We start from the raw sequence: 16,718 nt of genomic DNA, 5'->3' as shown, positions 1-16,718 counted from the left end.
CGCCTTCGCGAGCAAGCCCGCTCCCACATTTTTGATCTCAGTGGGCACTGGAAATGTGTCCGGCAACCTGAGTAAACTCCCCTCCTCGCCCTACCCACCGGGCGACCCTGGATCAGCAGACAGGGCATCACTGAGCTGGCTAACCTGAACCCACTTTCAGAGGAGCCGGCCACCATGCCTGCGACCCGTACCTGGTTAAAAAATCCCCTCGCCATTTTCACGGCCAACGACCTCGATGCCCGTGGCGGCCTCGTCCTGCAGGACGGTGTGATCGTCGAACTGCTGAGCGCCGGCCAGCAACCCGCCCAGCCCTGTGACAACCTCTTCGACGCGCGCGAGCATGTGATCCTGCCGGGGTTGATCAACACCCACCATCACTTCTACCAGACCCTGACCCGCGCCTGGGCGCCGGTGGTGAACCAGCCGCTGTTTCCCTGGCTGAAGACCCTCTACCCGGTGTGGGCGCGGCTGACCCCGGAAAAACTTGCCCTGGCCAGCAAAGTGGCCTTGGCCGAGTTGCTGCTGTCGGGCTGCACCACCGCGGCCGACCACCATTACCTGTTTCCCGAAGGCCTGGAAAATGCCATCGACGTGCAGGTGCAAAGTGTTCGTGAACTGGGCATGCGCGCGATGCTGACCCGCGGTTCCATGAGCCTGGGCGAGGCCGACGGTGGCTTGCCGCCGCAGCAAACCGTGCAGCAGGGCCAGGTGATTCTCGACGACAGCCAGCGCTTGATCGGTCAGTACCACGAGCGCGGCGACGGCGCGCAGATCCAGATTGCCCTGGCACCCTGCTCGCCGTTTTCGGTCACGCCGCAGATCATGAGCGCCAGCGCCGAACTGGCGGAAAAGCTCGACGTACGCCTGCACACGCACCTGGCTGAAACCCTCGATGAAGAAGCGTTTTGCCTGCAACGCTTTGGCCTGCGCACCGTGGACTACCTGGACAGCGTCGGCTGGCTTGGCCCGCGTACCTGGCTGGCCCACGGCATTCATTTCAACCCGGATGAAATCGCCCGTCTCGGCGCCGCCGGTACCGGCATCTGTCACTGCCCGAGTTCGAACATGCGCCTGGCCTCGGGCATTTGCCCGACCCTGGACCTGACCGCCGCCGGCGCTCCCGTGGGCCTGGGGGTAGACGGTTCGGCATCCAACGATGCCTCGAACATGATCCTCGAAACCCGCCAGGCGCTGTACATCCAGCGCCTGCGCTACGGCGCGCAAGCGATCACGCCGGAACGCGTGCTGGGCTGGGCGACCCGGGGCTCGGCGCAACTGCTCGGGCGCAGCGATATCGGCGAACTGGCGGTGGGCAAACAGGCCGACCTGGCGCTGTTCAAGCTTGATGAGCTGCGCTTTTCCGGCAGCCACGACCCGGTCTCGGCGCTGTTGCTGTGCGGTGCAGATCGGGCTGATCGGGTGATGATCGGTGGGCAATGGCGGGTCATCGACGGGCAGGTCGAGGGGTTGGACTTGAAGGGCCTGATTGCCGATCACAGCCAGGCGGCGCGGGAATTGATCGCCGGCACCTGACCGGACGCCATCGCGGGCAAGCCTTGCTCCCACAGATGTCCATGAGTCCCACAGACTTTCATTGATCTGTGGGAGCAAGGCTTGCCCGCGATGCTCTTCTAGAGGCCCAGCAGGGACAACATGATGAACGTCGCAAACAACACAAAATGGGTCATGCCTTCGATGGCATTGGTCTCGCCATCGTTGAGGTTGATCGCGCTGACAATCAGGGTGATGAAGATCATCACCGTCTGCACCGGGGTCATTGCCATCTGGAACGGCTGGCCGGTGTAGAGGGCCATGGCTTCCATAATGGGCACAGTGAGGATCACGGTGGACAGCGAAGCGCCCAGCGCGATATTCACCACCGACTGCATGCGATTAGCGAGGGCGGCGCGCAGGGCGGTGAGGATTTCCGGTGCGGCGGAGATGGCGGCCACCAGGATCGCCGTGACCACCGGCGGCGCACCCGAGCCTTCCAACCCCAGGTCGAGGGCCTTGGACATGACTTCGGCCAGGGCGCCGATCACCACCACGCCAAACACCAGCGCGCCGATGGAAAGCGTCAGACTGATGGGTTCCGGTTCATTTTCCACCGGCTCTTTCTTGCGACGTTTTTCCGGATAGCTGTAGCTGAAGAAGTAACTGTGGGGCCCGACCTGCATGCGCAGGAACAAGGTGTACAGCACGATCATCGCGCCGATGGTAAAGGCCGAATAGATTTTCCAGCTCTCGCGGGGAATGAACTCCGGCACCACCATCGATACCCCCATGGCGGTGAGAATCATCACGCTGTAGGTGCGCGCCGAATCGTCGTTGTAGGCCTGCTCGCCATGCTTGATCCCGCCCATCAGCGCCGCGAGCCCGAGGATGCCGTTGATGTCGAGCATCACCGCCGAGTAGATCGTGTCCCGCACCAACGTCGACGAAGCCTCGTTGCTCATCATGATCGCCAGGATCACCACCTCCACCAGTACCGCCGACAGCGTCAGGATCATCGTGCCGTAGGGATCACCGACCTTTTCCGCCAGCAGTTCGGCGTGATGGGCCACGCGCATGGACGCCGCGACGATGAAACCGATCAGGGCCAGGCCGCCGGTCAGCGCCACCACTTGCCCGCTGCCCAGCAGCCAGTGCTCCAGCGGATAGGCGATACACGCAGCGATCAGCGCCAGCAACAGCAGTTTTTCTTGCTTGAGCAAAGTGAGCATCGCGGGCCTGTCACCGTGGGCGGGGTCATGAGTTACTGACTATAGGGGGCGGTGAACGTTTCGTTCGGGGTGATGCACCAGGGGGTGGCGCTTGCAGGCAGGGTGCACCTTTATTGTTCTCAAAGGCCTCATCGCGGGCAAGCCTTGCTCCCACAAGTATCGCGGCGCACTTGTGAAGCAAGCTTGCTCTCCCTTGAGGTTGGGCTGCCCATCTGTTGGGGCAAGGCCTGATTCCACATGGTTTGGCCTTGCACTTGTGGGAGCAAGGCTTGCCCGCGATGACGACAACAAGGTATCGACTATTTGTTGTCCTGTTGGTCAGCATTTTGCATTGATGCTGCACAGCCAACCTCACAACAAAATGGAGTTCGAGTTCATGCACAAACGCCCCTTGAAGAAGTTGCTTTGCGCCGTCGTCGCCGCCGTCGGCCTGGGCGCCGGTCTGAATGCCAGTGCCGCCGACCCGCTGAAGGTCGGCTTCGTCTACATCGGCCCGATCGGCGACCACGGCTGGACCTATCAGCATGAACAAGGGCGCAAGGAGCTGGCGGCGAAATTCGGCGAGCAGATCACCACCAACTACGTGGAAAACGTGCCGGAGGGTGCCGACGCCGAGCGGGTGATCCGCAACATGGCCAAGGACAAATACGACCTGATCTTCACCACCTCCTTCGGCTACATGAACCCGACGCTGAAAGTCGCCAAGCAGTTTCCCAAGGTGACCTTCGAACACGCCACCGGCTATAAGCAAGACAAGAACCTGGGCACGTACCTGGCTCGCACCTACGAGGGCCGCTACGTCGGCGGTTTCCTCGCGGCCAAGATGACCAAGACCAAGAAGATCGGCTACGTCGCGTCCTTCCCGATCCCGGAAGTCATCCGCGACATCAATGCCATCCAACTGGCCCTGAACAAGTACAACCCCGGTACCGAGATCAAAGTGGTGTGGGTCAACTCCTGGTTCGACCCGGGCAAGGAAGCCGACGCCGCCAACGCGCTGATCGACCAGGGCGTGGACGTGGTGTTCCAGCACACCGACAGCCCGGCGCCGATCCAGGCTGCCGAGCGACGCGGCGTCTATGCGGTGGGCTACGCTTCGGACATGGCTCACTTCGGGCCCAAGGCGGTGCTGACGTCCATCGTCAATGACTGGGGCCCGCATTACATCCAGGCGACCCAGAGCGTGCTCGACCATAGCTGGAAATCCCAGGACTACTGGGGTGGCCTGAAGGAAGGCACGGTGAAACTGCCGATCAGCGACCTGGTGCCGGCAGCAGTCAAGGGCGAAGCCGAGCAGATCATCGCTGACATCGAGAGCGGCGCCTTCCATCCGTTCACCGGCCCGATCAAGGACCAGGCCGGCGTCGAGAAAATCCCGGCGGGCGTGAGCGCCACCAACGCGGAACTGGCGTCGATGAATTATTACGTCGAAGGCATGAAGGCTGAGATTCCGAAATAAACCCCAGGCTCAACACAACACCCAATGTGGGAGCGGGCTTGCTCGCGAAGGCGGTGTATCAGTCGACATCAATGTTGAATGACACTCCGCCTTCGCGAGCAAGCCCGCTCCCACAGGGCTACCCATTTTTAAATCAGGAAAGCAGGATGAACAGCCTTCCCATCATCGACATCAGCCCGCTCTACGGCGACGAGCCCGACGCCTGGCAAGCCGTCGCCGGGCAAATCGACCGCGCCTGCCGCCAATGGGGCTTTTTCTATATCAAGGGCCACCCCATCAGCCCGGCGCGCATCGCCGAGGTACTGGGCAGTGCCCAACGCTTCTTCGCCCTGCCCGTCGAAGAAAAACTCAAGATCGACATCACCCAGACCCGCCACCACCGTGGTTATGGCGCCGTCGCCACGGAACAACTGGACCCGACCAAACCCAGCGACCTGAAGGAAACCTTCGACATGGGCCTGCACCTGCCGGCCGATCACCCGGAAGTGCTGGCGGAAAAACCCCTGCGTGGCCCCAACCGCCACCCCGACCTGATGGGCTGGGAAAACTTGATGGAGCAGCATTACCGCGACATGCAGGCGCTTGCGCAAACCCTGCTGCGAGCCATGACCCTGGCCCTGGGTATCGAGCGGGACTTTTTCGACACGCGCTTCAACGAACCGGTCAGCGTGCTGCGCCTGATCCACTACCCGCCCCGCGACACCGCCAGCAGCGCCGAGCAGCAAGGTGCCGGCGCCCATACCGATTATGGTTGCATCACCCTGCTCTACCAGGACGCCGCCGGCGGCCTGCAAGTGCGCAACGTCGACGGCCAGTGGATCGACGCGCCGCCCCTCGACGGCACCTTCGTGGTCAATCTCGGCGACATGATGGCGCGCTGGAGCAACGACCGTTACCTGTCCACGCCGCATCGGGTGATCAGCCCGCTGGGGGTGGACCGGTACTCGATGCCGTTCTTTGCCGAGCCGCACCCCGACACGCTGATCCAATGCCTGCCCGGTTGCCAGGATGACGCCCACCCGCCAAAGTACCCAACGACTACCTGCGCCGAATTCCTGCTGTCGCGCTTCGCCGACACCTATGCTTACCGGCGTGAGTCGCTTGCCGTGTAGTGGATCAGCCGGTCAGGTTTTACCCGACAGGGCGGCCAGCGCCTGTAGAATGCCCGCCATCGATTCGCTGATGAGAAAAGACCATGTACGACTGGCTGAACGCCCTGCCCAAGGCTGAACTGCACCTGCACCTGGAAGGCTCGCTGGAGCCTGAGTTGCTGTTCGCCCTGGCCGAACGCAACAAGATCGCCCTGCCGTGGAGCGACGTCGATACCCTGCGCAAGGCCTATGCCTTCAACAACCTGCAGGAATTCCTCGACCTGTATTACCAGGGCGCCGATGTGCTGCGCACCTCCCAGGATTTCTACGACCTGACCTGGGCCTACCTGTTGCGTTGCAAGGCGCAGAACGTGATCCACACCGAACCGTTCTTCGACCCGCAGACCCACACCGACCGTGGTATCCCGTTCGAAGTGGTGCTCAACGGCATCGCCGCCGCCCTCAAGGATGGCGAGCAGCAACTGGGCATCACCAGCGGCCTGATCCTGAGTTTCCTGCGCCACCTGAGCGAAGAACAAGCCGAGAAGACCCTCGACCAGGCGCTGCCATTCCGCGAGGCCTTCGTGGCCGTGGGCCTGGACAGTTCGGAAATGGGCCATCCACCGAGCAAGTTCCAACGGGTATTCGACCGCGCGCGCAACGAAGGCTTCCTGACCGTCGCCCACGCCGGCGAAGAAGGCCCGCCCGAGTACATCTGGGAAGCCCTGGACCTGCTGAAGATTCAGCGCATCGACCATGGTGTGCGAGCCATCGAAGATGAGCGGCTGATGCAGCGGATCATCGACGAGCAGATTCCATTGACCGTGTGCCCGCTGTCCAACACCAAGCTGTGCGTATTCGACGACATGTCGCAGCACAACATCCTCGACATGCTCGAGCGCGGCGTGAAAGTGACGGTGAACTCCGATGACCCGGCGTACTTCGGCGGCTACGTCACCGAGAACTTCCACGCGCTGTATACCCACCTGGGCATGACCCAGGACCAGGCCAAGCGCCTGGCCCAGAACAGCCTGGATGCGCGGCTGGTGAAACCTTAGGCCCGACAATCAACCCTTGTGGGAGCGAGCTTGCTCGCGATAGCTTTGGATCAGCCAACATCAATATCGACTGACACACCGCTATCGCGAGCAAGCCCGCTCCCACAGTTTTTTGATCGCCTGTAAATCCACGGTTGGACGCAGATCCAATTGTGGGAGCGAGCCTGCTCGCGATAGCGGTGTATTAGTCGACATCGATGTCGAATGCCAGACCGCAATCGCGAGCAGGCTCGCTCCCACAGGGGATTAGTGTTTAGTCGGCGACGGGCGCTTCGCTCAACTCTTCCAGCGTCTTGCCCCGCGTCTCCATCCCGAACAACCAGACCACCCCCGCCGCCACGGCGAAGCACAACGCGCCCAGGGCGAACACGCCACCCTGGCCGGTGATGGGGAAGACCAGCCCGGTCACCAGCGGGCCGAGCAGCGAACCGACGCGTCCCACGGCCGAAGCAAAGCCCGAGCCGGTGGCCCGGGCCGAGGTCGGGTACAGCTCTGGGGTGTAGGTGTAGAGCACCGCCCACATGCCGAACAGGAAAAACTGCATCAGCAGCCCGGTGCCGATCAACAGGCCGACGTTGCCGCCAAACACCGCGCTCTGCCCATACAGAAACGCCATCGCCCCACCGCCCAGCAACGTGATGACGCACACCGGTTTGCGCCCCCAGCGCTCCACCAGCCAGGCCGCCATCAAGAAGCCGGGAATCCCGCCCAGGGAAATCAGCACGGTGTAATACACCGACTGGGTCACCGCGAACCCCGACTGCTGCAACAGCGCACTGAGCCAGGAGGTCAGGCCGTAGAAACCGAGCAAGGCAAAGAACCAGACGCTCCAGATCATCATCGTGCGCTGGCGATACAGCGGCGACCAGATCTGCGCCAGGGCCGAAAAGAAATTACCCGGCGTGCTCTCAACCCTTGGCAAACGGATCGGCTCCGGCAGGTTCTGATGCCCCAGCGAGGCCCGGACCTTGTCTTCGATTCGCTTGAGCACTGCGTCCGCCTCGACACCCCGACCGGCTTGCTCCAGCCAGCGTGGCGACTCGGGAATGAAGAAACGAATCGCCAGGACAAACACCGCCGGCACCGCCAGCACCAGAAAGATGTCGCGCCAGCCGACCACCGGCAGCAGGAAATACGACAGCACCCCCGCCGCCACGAAACCCAGCGGCCAGAAGCCATCCATCAAGGCGATGTAGCGGCCCCGACGCTTGGCCGGGATCAGCTCCGAAAGCATCGACTGGGCAATCGGAAATTCCATGCCCATGCCGATGCCCAGCAGGATGCGAAACAGCGTCAAGGTCTCGATGTCCTGGGCCGTGGAGCACAAGTAACTGGCAATGCCCCACAGCACGATGCTCCACTGGAACACCGGTTTTCGCCCGAAACGATCGGCCAGCATGCCCGACAGCGACGCCCCTACCACCATGCCGAAGAAGCTGGAGCTGGCGAGCAAACCGGCCTGGGCGGTGCTCAGGCCGAACTCGGCTTTGATCGATCCCAACAGGAACGTCATCATCGCCAGGTCCATGGAGTCGAAGAAAAACGCCAGGGCGATGATGATGAAGATGACCCGGTGGTAACCGCTGATGGGTAACCGTTCCAGGCGTTCCGCCGCGCTGTAGCCGTGAGTGTCCATGCTGCCTCCCCCAATCCGATAATTCCCCGGACCGAGTGTGCGCGAACCTCGCAGGTGGCTATTGCTGAATACGACCTGCCGACAGCCCTGAGCGACGCATCCGGAGCGTTCCCTAGATTGCCATCTCCACCGTGTCCTGCCGGGCGAACCGGTGGATTTCCTGCTGGCCAAGCGTCGTCACCTGCAGGGCTCGCGAATCGTTGGGCAAGCTCAGCCAACCCGACTGCATGAACAGTTGCAGCAGGGCCGCCCCCAGCGCGCCCCCCAGGTGTGGACGACGCTCGCTCCAGTCCGGGCAGGCACAGGCGATGTGGGTGTTGCGATGGGCCAGGGCCTGGATGAACAGGCCACGTCCGGCCAGTTGATTGGCACCCTTGTGGGTGACAATCACCCGCTGCTCGAACTGCTCGATCCATCCGGCGTCCAGCAGGCGCTGGTAGAGGTCGGCCGCCAGGGTTCCCCCCAGGTGATCGTCGCAAAGCCTGGCGCGCATCAACGAAGCAGGGGCCGACGGCGCCTTGGTCGGCATGACCCGGCGCTTGAAGACGTCTGGAATCTGCCGCGGCGTACTGACCAGCGTCGCACTGGCCAGCGCTTCGACGGCAGCACCGATTTCAGGCGCTGCCAGGCGGAAAAACCGCTTGCGGCCCCGGGCTTCGACTTTCAACAGGCCTCCGGCGGACAGGCGTCCCAGATGCGCGTTGGCCGAGGACGGCGACAACCCGGCGAGCAACGCCAACTCCTCGGCCTGGCGGGCCGTGCCGTCCATCAAGGCCCACATCATTGCGCTGCGCTTGGGGTCAGCCAGCAGCGTGGCGATCTGGCTGATGCAAGGTGCATGTTCCATGTATTCACTCCCTGTTGAATCATTCGTCTACTGCTCTGGCGCAGGCGGCCGCTAGTATAAGCGGGGCGGTCGAGCTTTCCTGTCCTCCGGAAACCTTTGGAGGCGATTGTTCCTGAGGGAAAATTCTCTATTTGCCCGCGACTAATGGCCGGCCCCCATCGAGAGCGGAAAACGAGCCGTCAACTCACCGCAGCGGGCCTGGAGCATGTCCCGCAAAAGGTTGATGGGCTTGCTCAATTGCGCCCGGTGGGCACACAGCAGATTGAGGGGCGCGCGTTCGCATTGCAGGTGCGGCAAGAGGATTTTCAAGCGCCCGGCCAGCACGTCGGTGGACACATCCAGCCACGATTTATAGGCAATCCCGGCACCCGCCACCGCCCAGCGCCGCACCACATCGGCGTCGTCACTGAAACGGTCGCCACTGACGGTGAGGCTCACTTCCCGTTTGCCGTCATGAAAACCCCATCGGTCATGGACCCGACTGCCAAGCATGTACAACAGGCAGTTGTGCTGGGCCAGTTGTTCCAGCTGATGGGGTTCACCCTGGCGAGCCAGATAGTCCGGCGATGCACACAACACCCGGCGGTTATCCGCGGCAATGGGCAAGGCGACCAGGCTTGAATCTTCCGGCTCGCCATAACGCAAGGCGATGTCCACCGGCTGCTTGAACAGATCGGCCATGCGATCGCCCAGCAACAGCCGCACCGTCAGCCCGGGGTGCTCGCGCTGGAACGCGTCCAGCCAGGGCAGCAGCAGGTTGCGTCCCAGGTCCGACGGTGCGGACAACTGCAACACCCCACTGACCTGATCCTGGCCGCTGGTCAACAACCGCCGGCCCTCGTCAAGGCTGCTCAATGCAGCCCGGGCATATTCGAGAAAACCCTCACCTTCGGCCGTCAGGCGCAGGCTACGGGTGGAACGGGCCAACAGCCGCGCGCCGAGGTGCTGCTCGATCCGTTTCAACGCGGCACTGGCCACCGCCGCCGACAGGTCCATGACCCTGGCCGCAGCCGAAAGACTGCCCAGGTCCGCCGCCCGGACAAACAACTGCAAGTCATCGAAGCGAAGCATGACGACTCCATTATCAAAAAATTATTGAAAGAGCCTGTTCTTTTAGCCGGTTTTATCTCGACGATAAATAGCTAAACATCGCCTTCATCGAACTCATCTCACGGAGCCGCTTCATGAAAGCCATCGCCTACTACCACTCATTGCCCATCACCGACCCGCAATCGCTCCAGGACATCGAGCTGCCGGAACCGGCCGCCGGTCCCAGGGACCTGCTGGTGGAGGTCAAGGCCATCTCGGTCAACCCGGTGGACACCAAGGTCCGCCAGAACGTCCAGCCCGAAGGTGGCGCAGCCAAGGTGCTGGGCTGGGACGTGGCCGGCGTGGTCAAGGCGGTGGGCAGCGAGGTCACGCTGTTCAAGGCCGGGGACCAGGTGTTCTACGCCGGTTCCATCGCCCGGGCCGGCGGCAACAGCGAGTTGCACGTAGTGGATGAGCGCATCGTCGGCCACATGCCCAAAACCCTTGGTTTCGCCGAAGCGGCGGCGCTACCGCTGACGGCCATTACCGCCTGGGAGTTGTTGTTCGAGCGCCTGCAAATCCAGGAAGGCCAAAGCGACCTGGGCCAGAGCCTGTTGATCGTCGGCGCTGCGGGCGGCGTGGGTTCGATCCTGACGCAACTGGCCAGCCAACTCACCGGGCTGAAGGTGATCGGCACCGCGTCCCGTGTGCAGACCCAGGATTGGGTGCGCAGCCTGGGGGCCGACCTGGTGATCGACCACAGCCAGCCATTGAGCGAAGTGCTGAAAGAAGCGGGCCAGCCCCAGGTGACTCACGTCGCCAGCCTGACCCAGACCGACCAGCATCTGGACCAGTTGGTCGAAGCCCTCACGCCCCAGGGCAAACTGGCGCTGATCGACGATCCCAAGGCGCTGGACGTGACCAAGCTCAAGCGCAAGAGCCTGTCGTTGCATTGGGAATTCATGTACACCCGCTCGCTGTTCGAGACGGCCGACATGCTTGAACAACACAAACTGCTCAACCGCGTGGCCGCCCTGATCGACGCCGGCACGCTGAAGACCACGGTTGGCGAGCATTTCGGCACCATCAACGCCGAGAACCTGCGCCGGGCGCATGCCTTGCTGGAAAGCGGCAAGGCCAAGGGCAAGATTGTGCTCGAGGGTTTCTGACCCACGATGAGGGCCTGGCGCTTGTGGGAGCAAAGCTTGCTCGCGATGGAGGCACCGCGGTTCTCTATAAAACCGCGTCACCATTTATCGCGAGCAAGCTTTGCTCCCACAAAAAACCATGCCGTCAGTCCGAGAATTGATCCTTGTCACAATTGCGATCGCATTCGGGTCTACACTCGAGGCCTTTGCAACGCAATCTTTTCGTGAGGAGGTCAGCAATGAAGATCCTGATAAAAGAAGTGGCAAAATCCCAATGGCAAGTACGCCTTGACCAGCACGTCGTCACCTTCCGTACCGAGGCCGAAGCCCAGGCCTTCGCCCACACTCTGCAAGCGCGGATCCTCGCGCCCCATCATTTCCCCGAACAACAGCAGCGCGCGGCCGGCTGAGTCAGCCTTCGCGACTGGCCTGGGCCAGCGCCCGGGCATTTTGCAGGCGACGGGTCAGCATCGCTGCGCCCACCACCAACAGCCCGCAAAGGCTGATGACCAGCGCCATTGGCACGGCGGTGCCGTCATGCAGCGCCGCCACCAACGCAGCTGCCCCGGCGGCCACGGAAAACTGCAGGCATCCGAGCATCGCCGAAGCACTGCCGGCCCGGGCGCCCTGCCCATTCATGGCGCAAGCCGAGGCGTTGGGCAGGATGCACCCCAGGCTGGCGATGCAGATAAACAGCGGAACCAGCAGCGGCCACAACTGCGCAGGTTGCAAGGCGCTGACGGCCAACAGGCTCAGCCCGGCGCCCAGGTAGACCCATACCGCGCGGCTCAGCAGGAACGCCGGACCGCGCTTGGACAGCAGCCGGGCGTTGACCTGGGCAACCAGGATGAAGCCCGCCGCGTTGGTGCCGAACAGCCAACCGAAGTGTTCGGCCGGTACCCCGTAGAGCTTGATGAAGACGAAAGGCGAACCGGCGATGTAGGCAAACATCCCAGCGATAGCGATGCCTCCCGTCAGCGCATGACCGAGGAAGACGGCGTCGGTCAATAACCGGCCATATTGGCGCAATGCCCCCGACAACGGTTGCCGAGGCACATGGTCCGGCAAGCTTTCCGGCAGCCACAAGGCCACCGCCATCGACGCCAATGCGCTGAACACGGTCAGGGCAATGAAGATCGATTGCCAACCATGCAGGTTCACCAGCAACCCGCCCAGCATCGGCGCGAGAATCGGCGCCAGGCCCATCACCAGCATCAACTGCGAAAACACCTTGGCCGAACCCACCGCGTCGCATTTGTCGCTGACCACCGCCCGCGAGATCACCATCCCGGCGCACCCACCCAGGGCCTGGACGAAGCGGGCGCCGATCAGCCATTCCAGGCTCGGCGCGTAGGCGCAGGCCAGGGAGGCCAGGGTGAACAGGCCGACGCCGGTCAGCAGCGGAATGCGCCGCCCGAACCGATCCGCCACCGGCCCATAGGCCAGTTGCCCGATGGATAAGCCGAGGAAATAAGCCGCCAGGGTCAACTGAATGTGTTTTTCGTCGGTACCGAAGGCCGTGGCCATCGCCGGAAAGGCAGGCAGGTAGAAGTCGATCGCCAAGGGACCGAAAGCGCTCAAGGCGCCAAGAATCAGAATGGTACGGAGGTTCATCGGGCGTCCCGCTCAGGCGTCGTTCGACAGCCTGACAGTCTAGCCGTGCCGGACGCTCTTGAACATTCCGGTAGGTCGCTAACGATTAAAAAACTTCAAGCAGGGCTGGCCTCATAGCCCTGCTCCTTGATGGCCGCGAGCACGGCATCGGCCGGCAACGAACTCTGGACCTGGACAGTCTTGGCACCCAGGTTGATTTGCACGTCGGCCGCCGGGTCCTTGGCCTGGACAGCCTGGGTGATGGCCTTGACACAGTGACCGCAGGACATGCCCTGGACATTGAAAGTGTGCATGAGATGACTCCTTGGGATTGAGGTTGCCAGCAGTCTCAAGCTTGCCATCATGGCAAGGTCAAGTTCTGACAAAAACTGCCGGGCTGGCAATCGGCATCGCGCTCAGCCAAGCTGCACGCATCAAGGATTTAACACCGGAGGTTCAGCCATGCGCTGGTCAGCGTTCAGTCTGTTTTGCATGCTCGGTTTTTCAGCGGTGGCGCCCCAGGCCTCGGCCGCCGGCGAAGACTATGGCGTGGTGATCATTTCCCGCGAGCGCCTGGAAGTGTCGACCAATTGCGAAATCGGCATCTACATCCAGGATCAGCTCTCGGCCAGGCTGTTCCAGGAGCAAAGCACTTCGTTCAACCTGCCGCCGGGCCAGTTTTCCTTGCGCCTGAAGTTGCTGCCAGGCCAGGCACCGGGGTGCAACCCGGGCATGCTCGCGCCAGGGTCGCAGAACATCACCCTCAGGGCCGGTGACATCCTGAAGTTCCGCATCGCCATGAATGAACAAGGCATGTACCTCAAGCAAGCTGGGCTCGGTTACTGACACACCGCTTAATCTTGTGGCTGCGAGCCCCCCTGTGGGAGCGAGCTTTGTGGGAGCAAAGCTTGCTCGCGACCCAGGCGCCGCGGTCACTCAACAGACTGCGGTGCCTCCATCGCGGGCAAGCCTTGCTCCCACAGAGCCAGCTCCCAAATCAGGGATCGGCAGCGCTTTTTGGATTGGCGCTTGACCTTGCCCGCATGGCAAGGTTGATCCTGTAGTCATTCACTACAGGGAGCCTGACCGATGTCCGAATCCACCACGTTCGATCTACCGATTGCCGGCATGACCTGCGCCAGCTGCGCCGGGCGGGTCGAGCGGGCCTTGAGCAAAGTCACCGGCACCCGTGCTGTCAGTGTGAACCTGGCCACTGAACTGGCGCGTGTGCAGGCCCCCGAAGGCAGCCTGCCGGCCTTGATGCAGGCCGTCGAACAGGCCGGCTATAGCGTCCCCGTGCAAACCCTGGAGCTGAACATCGACGGGATGACCTGCGCCTCCTGTGTCGGCCGGGTCGAACGCGCCCTGGGCAAGGTCGACGGTGTGAACAGGGTCAGCGTCAACCTTGCCAATGAGCGGGCCCACCTCGAACTGCTCGGCCAGGTGGATCCGCAAACCCTGATCGATGCGGTCAAGCGCGCCGGCTATGACGCCACTGTCTGGCAGGCCGAACAGCCCGCTGACACGCAGGCCAATCGCCTGAACCGTGAACGCCTGATATTGATGCTGGCGATTGCGCTGTCCGTGCCGCTGGTACTGCCCATGCTGCTGCAGCCGTTCGGCGTGCATTGGATGCTCCCGGCCTGGGTGCAGTTCGCCCTGGCCACGCCGGTGCAATTCATCTTCGGTGCACGTTTCTACGTCGCCGCCTTCAAGGCCGTGCGTGCCGGTGCCGGGAACATGGACCTGCTGGTGGCCTTGGGTACCAGCGCCGGCTACGGTTTGAGCCTTTATGAATGGGTGATTGCCCGCCCTGGCGGCATGCCGCACCTGTATTTCGAAGCCTCGGCTGTGGTGATTGCCCTGGTACTGCTCGGTAAATACCTGGAAAGCCGCGCCAAGCGACAAACCGCCAGCGCCATCCGCGCCCTCGAGGCTTTGCGGCCAGAGCGGGCGATCCAGGTAGTCGATGGCCAGGAGCGGGATGTTGCCATCAATGCCCTGCGCTTGAATGACCGGGTGCTGGTCAAACCCGGCGAACGCTTCCCGGTGGACGGCGAAGTGCTGGAAGGCCAGAGCCACGCCGACGAAGCGCTGATCAGCGGCGAAAGCCTGCCGGTGCCCAAGCAGCCCGGCGACAAAGTCACCGGCGGCGCCATCAATGGCGAAGGCCGGCTGCTGGTACGCACGCTGGCCCTGGGTACCGAAACCGTCCTGGCGCGCATCATCCGCCTGGTGGAAGACGCCCAGGCCGCCAAGGCACCGATCCAGAAACTGGTGGATAAAGTCAGCCAGGTGTTCGTACCGGTGGTGCTGGTGCTGGCCCTGGCGACGTTGATCGGCTGGTGGCTGTACGGTGCGCCACTGGAAACCGCGCTGATCAACGCCGTCGCCGTGCTGGTGATCGCCTGCCCCTGCGCCCTGGGCCTGGCGACGCCCACGGCGATCATGGCTGGCACCGGCGTGGCCGCTCGCCACGGGATTCTGATCAAGGACGCCGAGGCCCTGGAGCGCGCCCACGAAGTCGACACCGTAGTATTCGACAAGACCGGCACCCTGACCTCCGGCACGCCGCGCATCGCCCACATGACCGCCCTCGACGGTGATGACGATGGGCTGCTGACAATGGCCGGCGCACTGCAACGCGGCAGTGAGCACCCTCTCGCCAAAGCCGTGTTGGACAGCTGCGCCGAGCGTGGCCTGGACGTGGCGGATGTCAGCGACAGCCAGTCCCTGGCTGGACGCGGTATCGCCGGCAGCCTCGACGGACGCCGCCTGGCCCTGGGCAATCGACGCCTGCTGGACGAACTGGGCCTGGAGCCCGGTTCGCTGGCCGAGTCGGCACAGGCTTGGGAAAACGAAGGCCGCACGCTGTCCTGGCTGATCGAACAAGGCGCGACGCCTCGGGTGCTCGGCCTGTTCGCCTTCGGTGACACGCTCAAGCCCGGTGCCCTCACCGCGGTACAGGCCTTGAATGAACAGCACATCGCCAGCCACTTGCTCACCGGCGACAACCAAGGCAGCGCCCGGGTCGTGGCCCAGGCGCTGGGCATCTCCAATGTCCATGCCGAGGTTTTGCCAGCGGACAAATCCGCCATCGTCCAACAGTTGAAGCGCCATTCGGTGGTGGCGATGGTGGGCGACGGCATCAACGACGCCCCCGCCCTGGCCGCCGCCGACATCGGCATTGCCATGGGCGGCGGCACCGACGTGGCGATGCATGCCGCGGGCATCACCCTCATGCGCGGCGATCCGCGACTGGTGCCGGCGGCGCTGGACATCAGCCGCAAGACCTACGCCAAGATCCGCCAGAACCTGTTCTGGGCGTTCGTCTATAACCTGGTCGGCATCCCCCTGGCGGCGTTCGGGTTTCTCAACCCGGTGCTGGCCGGCGCGGCCATGGCGCTGTCGAGCGTCAGTGTGGTCAGCAATGCGTTACTGTTGAAGTTCTGGACACCCAAGCAGCTGGAGGACAAGCGATGAACATCGGCCAAGCGGCCCGCCAGAGCGGCCTGAGCGCGAAGATGATCCGCTATTACGAATCCATCGGCCTGCTCAAGGCCGCCCATCGTACCGACAGCGGCTATCGGATCTACGGCGCCGATGACCTGCACACCCTGGCCTTTATCAAGCGCTCTCGCGACTTGGGGTTTTCCCTGGAAGAGGTCGGCAAACTGCTGACCCTCTGGCAAGACCGCCAACGCGCCAGCGCCGACGTCAAGGCCCTGGCCCGCCAGCACATCGAAGAACTGAACCAGAAAATCCGCGAACTGGCCGAGCTTCGCGACACCCTCCAGGATCTGGTGGAACACTGCCACGGCGACCACCGCCCGGACTGCCCGATCCTCAAGGAACTGGCGTCGGGGTGTTGCCAGAGTTGATGCCCACCGCCGGCCCTTGTGGGAGCGAACTTGCTCGCGAAGGCGGCGGCACATTCAACATCGATGCAAGCTGATCCACCGCTATCGCGAGCAAGCTCGCTCCCACAGGGGGCTGCGGTGGGTATGAGATTTTGGAGTGCCCACAAAAAAACCGGCCAGGGCCTAATGCTGTTCACTTAAGGCTGTGGATCTTCAGTTTCGACCCATTGGGGTAAGGGTGTATATCCGTTTCTGCGGTAACGGCGGCTTAGGG

At 63.0% G+C, this 16,718-nt stretch carries 15 protein-coding genes; 9 read left to right on the top strand and 6 right to left on the bottom strand.

Annotation, left to right across the window (positions count from 1 at the left end; genetic code table 11):
* Positions 1-174: 174 nt before the first annotated feature.
* Positions 175-1,533 carry an 8-oxoguanine deaminase gene (locus CFII68_RS20535; RefSeq protein WP_018603250.1) on the top strand — a complete coding sequence of 453 codons (1,359 nt, stop codon included), beginning with the start codon at positions 175-177 and terminating at the stop codon, positions 1,531-1,533.
* A 98-nt stretch (positions 1,534-1,631) separates the two neighbouring features.
* On the opposite strand, the gene CFII68_RS20540 is transcribed toward CFII68_RS20535, so the two are convergent.
* Complete coding sequence (locus tag CFII68_RS20540; protein WP_018603248.1) at positions 1,632-2,723, bottom strand: calcium:proton antiporter; 1,092 nt, start codon at positions 2,721-2,723, stop codon at positions 1,632-1,634.
* A gap of 376 nt (positions 2,724-3,099) precedes the next feature.
* Between CFII68_RS20540 and CFII68_RS20545 the strand changes: the two genes are divergently transcribed.
* The 3 genes from CFII68_RS20545 to CFII68_RS20555 all read left to right on the top strand — a co-directional run bounded on the left by CFII68_RS20545 (position 3,100) and on the right by CFII68_RS20555 (position 6,331).
* Positions 3,100-4,182 carry a BMP family ABC transporter substrate-binding protein gene (locus CFII68_RS20545; RefSeq protein ID WP_033062469.1) on the top strand — a complete coding sequence of 361 codons (1,083 nt, stop codon included), beginning with the start codon at positions 3,100-3,102 and terminating at the stop codon, positions 4,180-4,182.
* Between the two features lie 146 nt (positions 4,183-4,328).
* Positions 4,329-5,294 carry a 2-oxoglutarate and iron-dependent oxygenase domain-containing protein gene (locus tag CFII68_RS20550; RefSeq protein ID WP_018603244.1) on the top strand — a complete coding sequence of 322 codons (966 nt, stop codon included), beginning with the start codon at positions 4,329-4,331 and terminating at the stop codon, positions 5,292-5,294.
* Between the two features lie 83 nt (positions 5,295-5,377).
* A complete protein-coding gene (locus CFII68_RS20555) occupies positions 5,378-6,331 on the top strand; it encodes an adenosine deaminase (RefSeq protein WP_003197486.1) in 954 nt (317 codons plus the stop codon).
* A gap of 253 nt (positions 6,332-6,584) precedes the next feature.
* On the opposite strand, the gene CFII68_RS20560 is transcribed toward CFII68_RS20555, so the two are convergent.
* The 3 genes from CFII68_RS20560 to CFII68_RS20570 form a co-directional block, all read right to left on the bottom strand.
* A complete protein-coding gene (locus CFII68_RS20560; protein WP_018603239.1) occupies positions 6,585-7,967 on the bottom strand; it encodes an MFS transporter in 1,383 nt (460 codons plus the stop codon).
* A gap of 112 nt (positions 7,968-8,079) precedes the next feature.
* The gene (locus tag CFII68_RS20565; protein WP_018603237.1) at positions 8,080-8,814 is read right to left on the bottom strand and encodes a helix-turn-helix transcriptional regulator; all 735 of its coding nucleotides are present in this window, start codon (positions 8,812-8,814) and stop codon (positions 8,080-8,082) included.
* A 141-nt stretch (positions 8,815-8,955) separates the two neighbouring features.
* Positions 8,956-9,885 carry a LysR family transcriptional regulator gene (locus CFII68_RS20570; RefSeq protein WP_018603235.1) on the bottom strand — a complete coding sequence of 310 codons (930 nt, stop codon included), beginning with the start codon at positions 9,883-9,885 and terminating at the stop codon, positions 8,956-8,958.
* Positions 9,886-9,998: 113 nt separating this feature from the next.
* On the opposite strand from CFII68_RS20570, the gene CFII68_RS20575 reads away from it, so the two are divergent.
* Both CFII68_RS20575 and CFII68_RS27645 read left to right on the top strand, forming a co-directional pair.
* Entirely contained in the window at positions 9,999-11,012 is a 1,014-nt protein-coding gene (locus tag CFII68_RS20575) for a zinc-binding alcohol dehydrogenase family protein (protein WP_018603233.1), read from the top strand.
* Between the two features lie 218 nt (positions 11,013-11,230).
* Positions 11,231-11,401, top strand: coding sequence for a hypothetical protein (locus CFII68_RS27645; protein WP_168188525.1), 171 nt, complete (start codon positions 11,231-11,233; stop codon positions 11,399-11,401).
* Between the two features lies 1 nt (position 11,402).
* On the opposite strand, the gene CFII68_RS20580 is transcribed toward CFII68_RS27645, so the two are convergent.
* Positions 11,403-12,605, bottom strand: coding sequence for a multidrug effflux MFS transporter (locus CFII68_RS20580; protein WP_018603229.1), 1,203 nt, complete (start codon positions 12,603-12,605; stop codon positions 11,403-11,405).
* Between the two features lie 95 nt (positions 12,606-12,700).
* Positions 12,701-12,898, bottom strand: coding sequence for a heavy-metal-associated domain-containing protein (locus CFII68_RS20585; protein ID WP_018603228.1), 198 nt, complete (start codon positions 12,896-12,898; stop codon positions 12,701-12,703).
* A 148-nt stretch (positions 12,899-13,046) separates the two neighbouring features.
* On the opposite strand from CFII68_RS20585, the gene CFII68_RS20590 reads away from it, so the two are divergent.
* From CFII68_RS20590 to cueR, 3 genes are all read left to right on the top strand, one after another.
* Positions 13,047-13,430 carry a hypothetical protein gene (locus CFII68_RS20590; RefSeq protein WP_018603226.1) on the top strand — a complete coding sequence of 128 codons (384 nt, stop codon included), beginning with the start codon at positions 13,047-13,049 and terminating at the stop codon, positions 13,428-13,430.
* Between the two features lie 243 nt (positions 13,431-13,673).
* A complete protein-coding gene (locus CFII68_RS20595; RefSeq protein ID WP_018603225.1) occupies positions 13,674-16,067 on the top strand; it encodes a heavy metal translocating P-type ATPase in 2,394 nt (797 codons plus the stop codon).
* A complete protein-coding gene (cueR, locus tag CFII68_RS20600) occupies positions 16,064-16,465 on the top strand; it encodes a Cu(I)-responsive transcriptional regulator (protein ID WP_018603223.1) in 402 nt (133 codons plus the stop codon). Before CFII68_RS20595 ends, cueR begins: the two co-directional genes overlap by 4 nt.
* The last annotated feature ends 253 nt before the right edge of the window (positions 16,466-16,718 follow it).

The organism is Pseudomonas sp. CFII68 (assembly GCF_000416195.1).
Taxonomy (GTDB): domain Bacteria; phylum Pseudomonadota; class Gammaproteobacteria; order Pseudomonadales; family Pseudomonadaceae; genus Aquipseudomonas; species Aquipseudomonas kilonensis.
The sequence above is the reverse complement of the archived record's forward strand: the minus strand, read 5'-3'. Positions and strand labels throughout refer to the sequence as shown.

Excerpts from the sequence above, each read along its gene's own strand:
- CFII68_RS20535 (WP_018603250.1), top strand. The coding sequence starts at position 175 with ATGCCTGCGACCCGTACCTGGTTAAAAAATCCCCTCGCCATTTTCACG.
- CFII68_RS20540 (WP_018603248.1), bottom strand. The coding sequence starts at position 2,723 with ATGCTCACTTTGCTCAAGCAAGAAAAACTGCTGTTGCTGGCGCTGATC.
- CFII68_RS20545 (WP_033062469.1), top strand. The coding sequence starts at position 3,100 with ATGCACAAACGCCCCTTGAAGAAGTTGCTTTGCGCCGTCGTCGCCGCC.
- CFII68_RS20550 (WP_018603244.1), top strand. The coding sequence starts at position 4,329 with ATGAACAGCCTTCCCATCATCGACATCAGCCCGCTCTACGGCGACGAG.
- CFII68_RS20555 (WP_003197486.1), top strand. The coding sequence starts at position 5,378 with ATGTACGACTGGCTGAACGCCCTGCCCAAGGCTGAACTGCACCTGCAC.
- CFII68_RS20560 (WP_018603239.1), bottom strand. The coding sequence starts at position 7,967 with ATGGACACTCACGGCTACAGCGCGGCGGAACGCCTGGAACGGTTACCC.
- CFII68_RS20565 (WP_018603237.1), bottom strand. The coding sequence starts at position 8,814 with ATGGAACATGCACCTTGCATCAGCCAGATCGCCACGCTGCTGGCTGAC.
- CFII68_RS20570 (WP_018603235.1), bottom strand. The coding sequence starts at position 9,885 with ATGCTTCGCTTCGATGACTTGCAGTTGTTTGTCCGGGCGGCGGACCTG.
- CFII68_RS20575 (WP_018603233.1), top strand. The coding sequence starts at position 9,999 with ATGAAAGCCATCGCCTACTACCACTCATTGCCCATCACCGACCCGCAA.
- CFII68_RS27645 (WP_168188525.1), top strand. The coding sequence starts at position 11,231 with ATGAAGATCCTGATAAAAGAAGTGGCAAAATCCCAATGGCAAGTACGC.
- CFII68_RS20580 (WP_018603229.1), bottom strand. The coding sequence starts at position 12,605 with ATGAACCTCCGTACCATTCTGATTCTTGGCGCCTTGAGCGCTTTCGGT.
- CFII68_RS20585 (WP_018603228.1), bottom strand. The coding sequence starts at position 12,898 with ATGCACACTTTCAATGTCCAGGGCATGTCCTGCGGTCACTGTGTCAAG.
- CFII68_RS20590 (WP_018603226.1), top strand. The coding sequence starts at position 13,047 with ATGCGCTGGTCAGCGTTCAGTCTGTTTTGCATGCTCGGTTTTTCAGCG.
- CFII68_RS20595 (WP_018603225.1), top strand. The coding sequence starts at position 13,674 with ATGTCCGAATCCACCACGTTCGATCTACCGATTGCCGGCATGACCTGC.
- cueR (WP_018603223.1), top strand. The coding sequence starts at position 16,064 with ATGAACATCGGCCAAGCGGCCCGCCAGAGCGGCCTGAGCGCGAAGATG.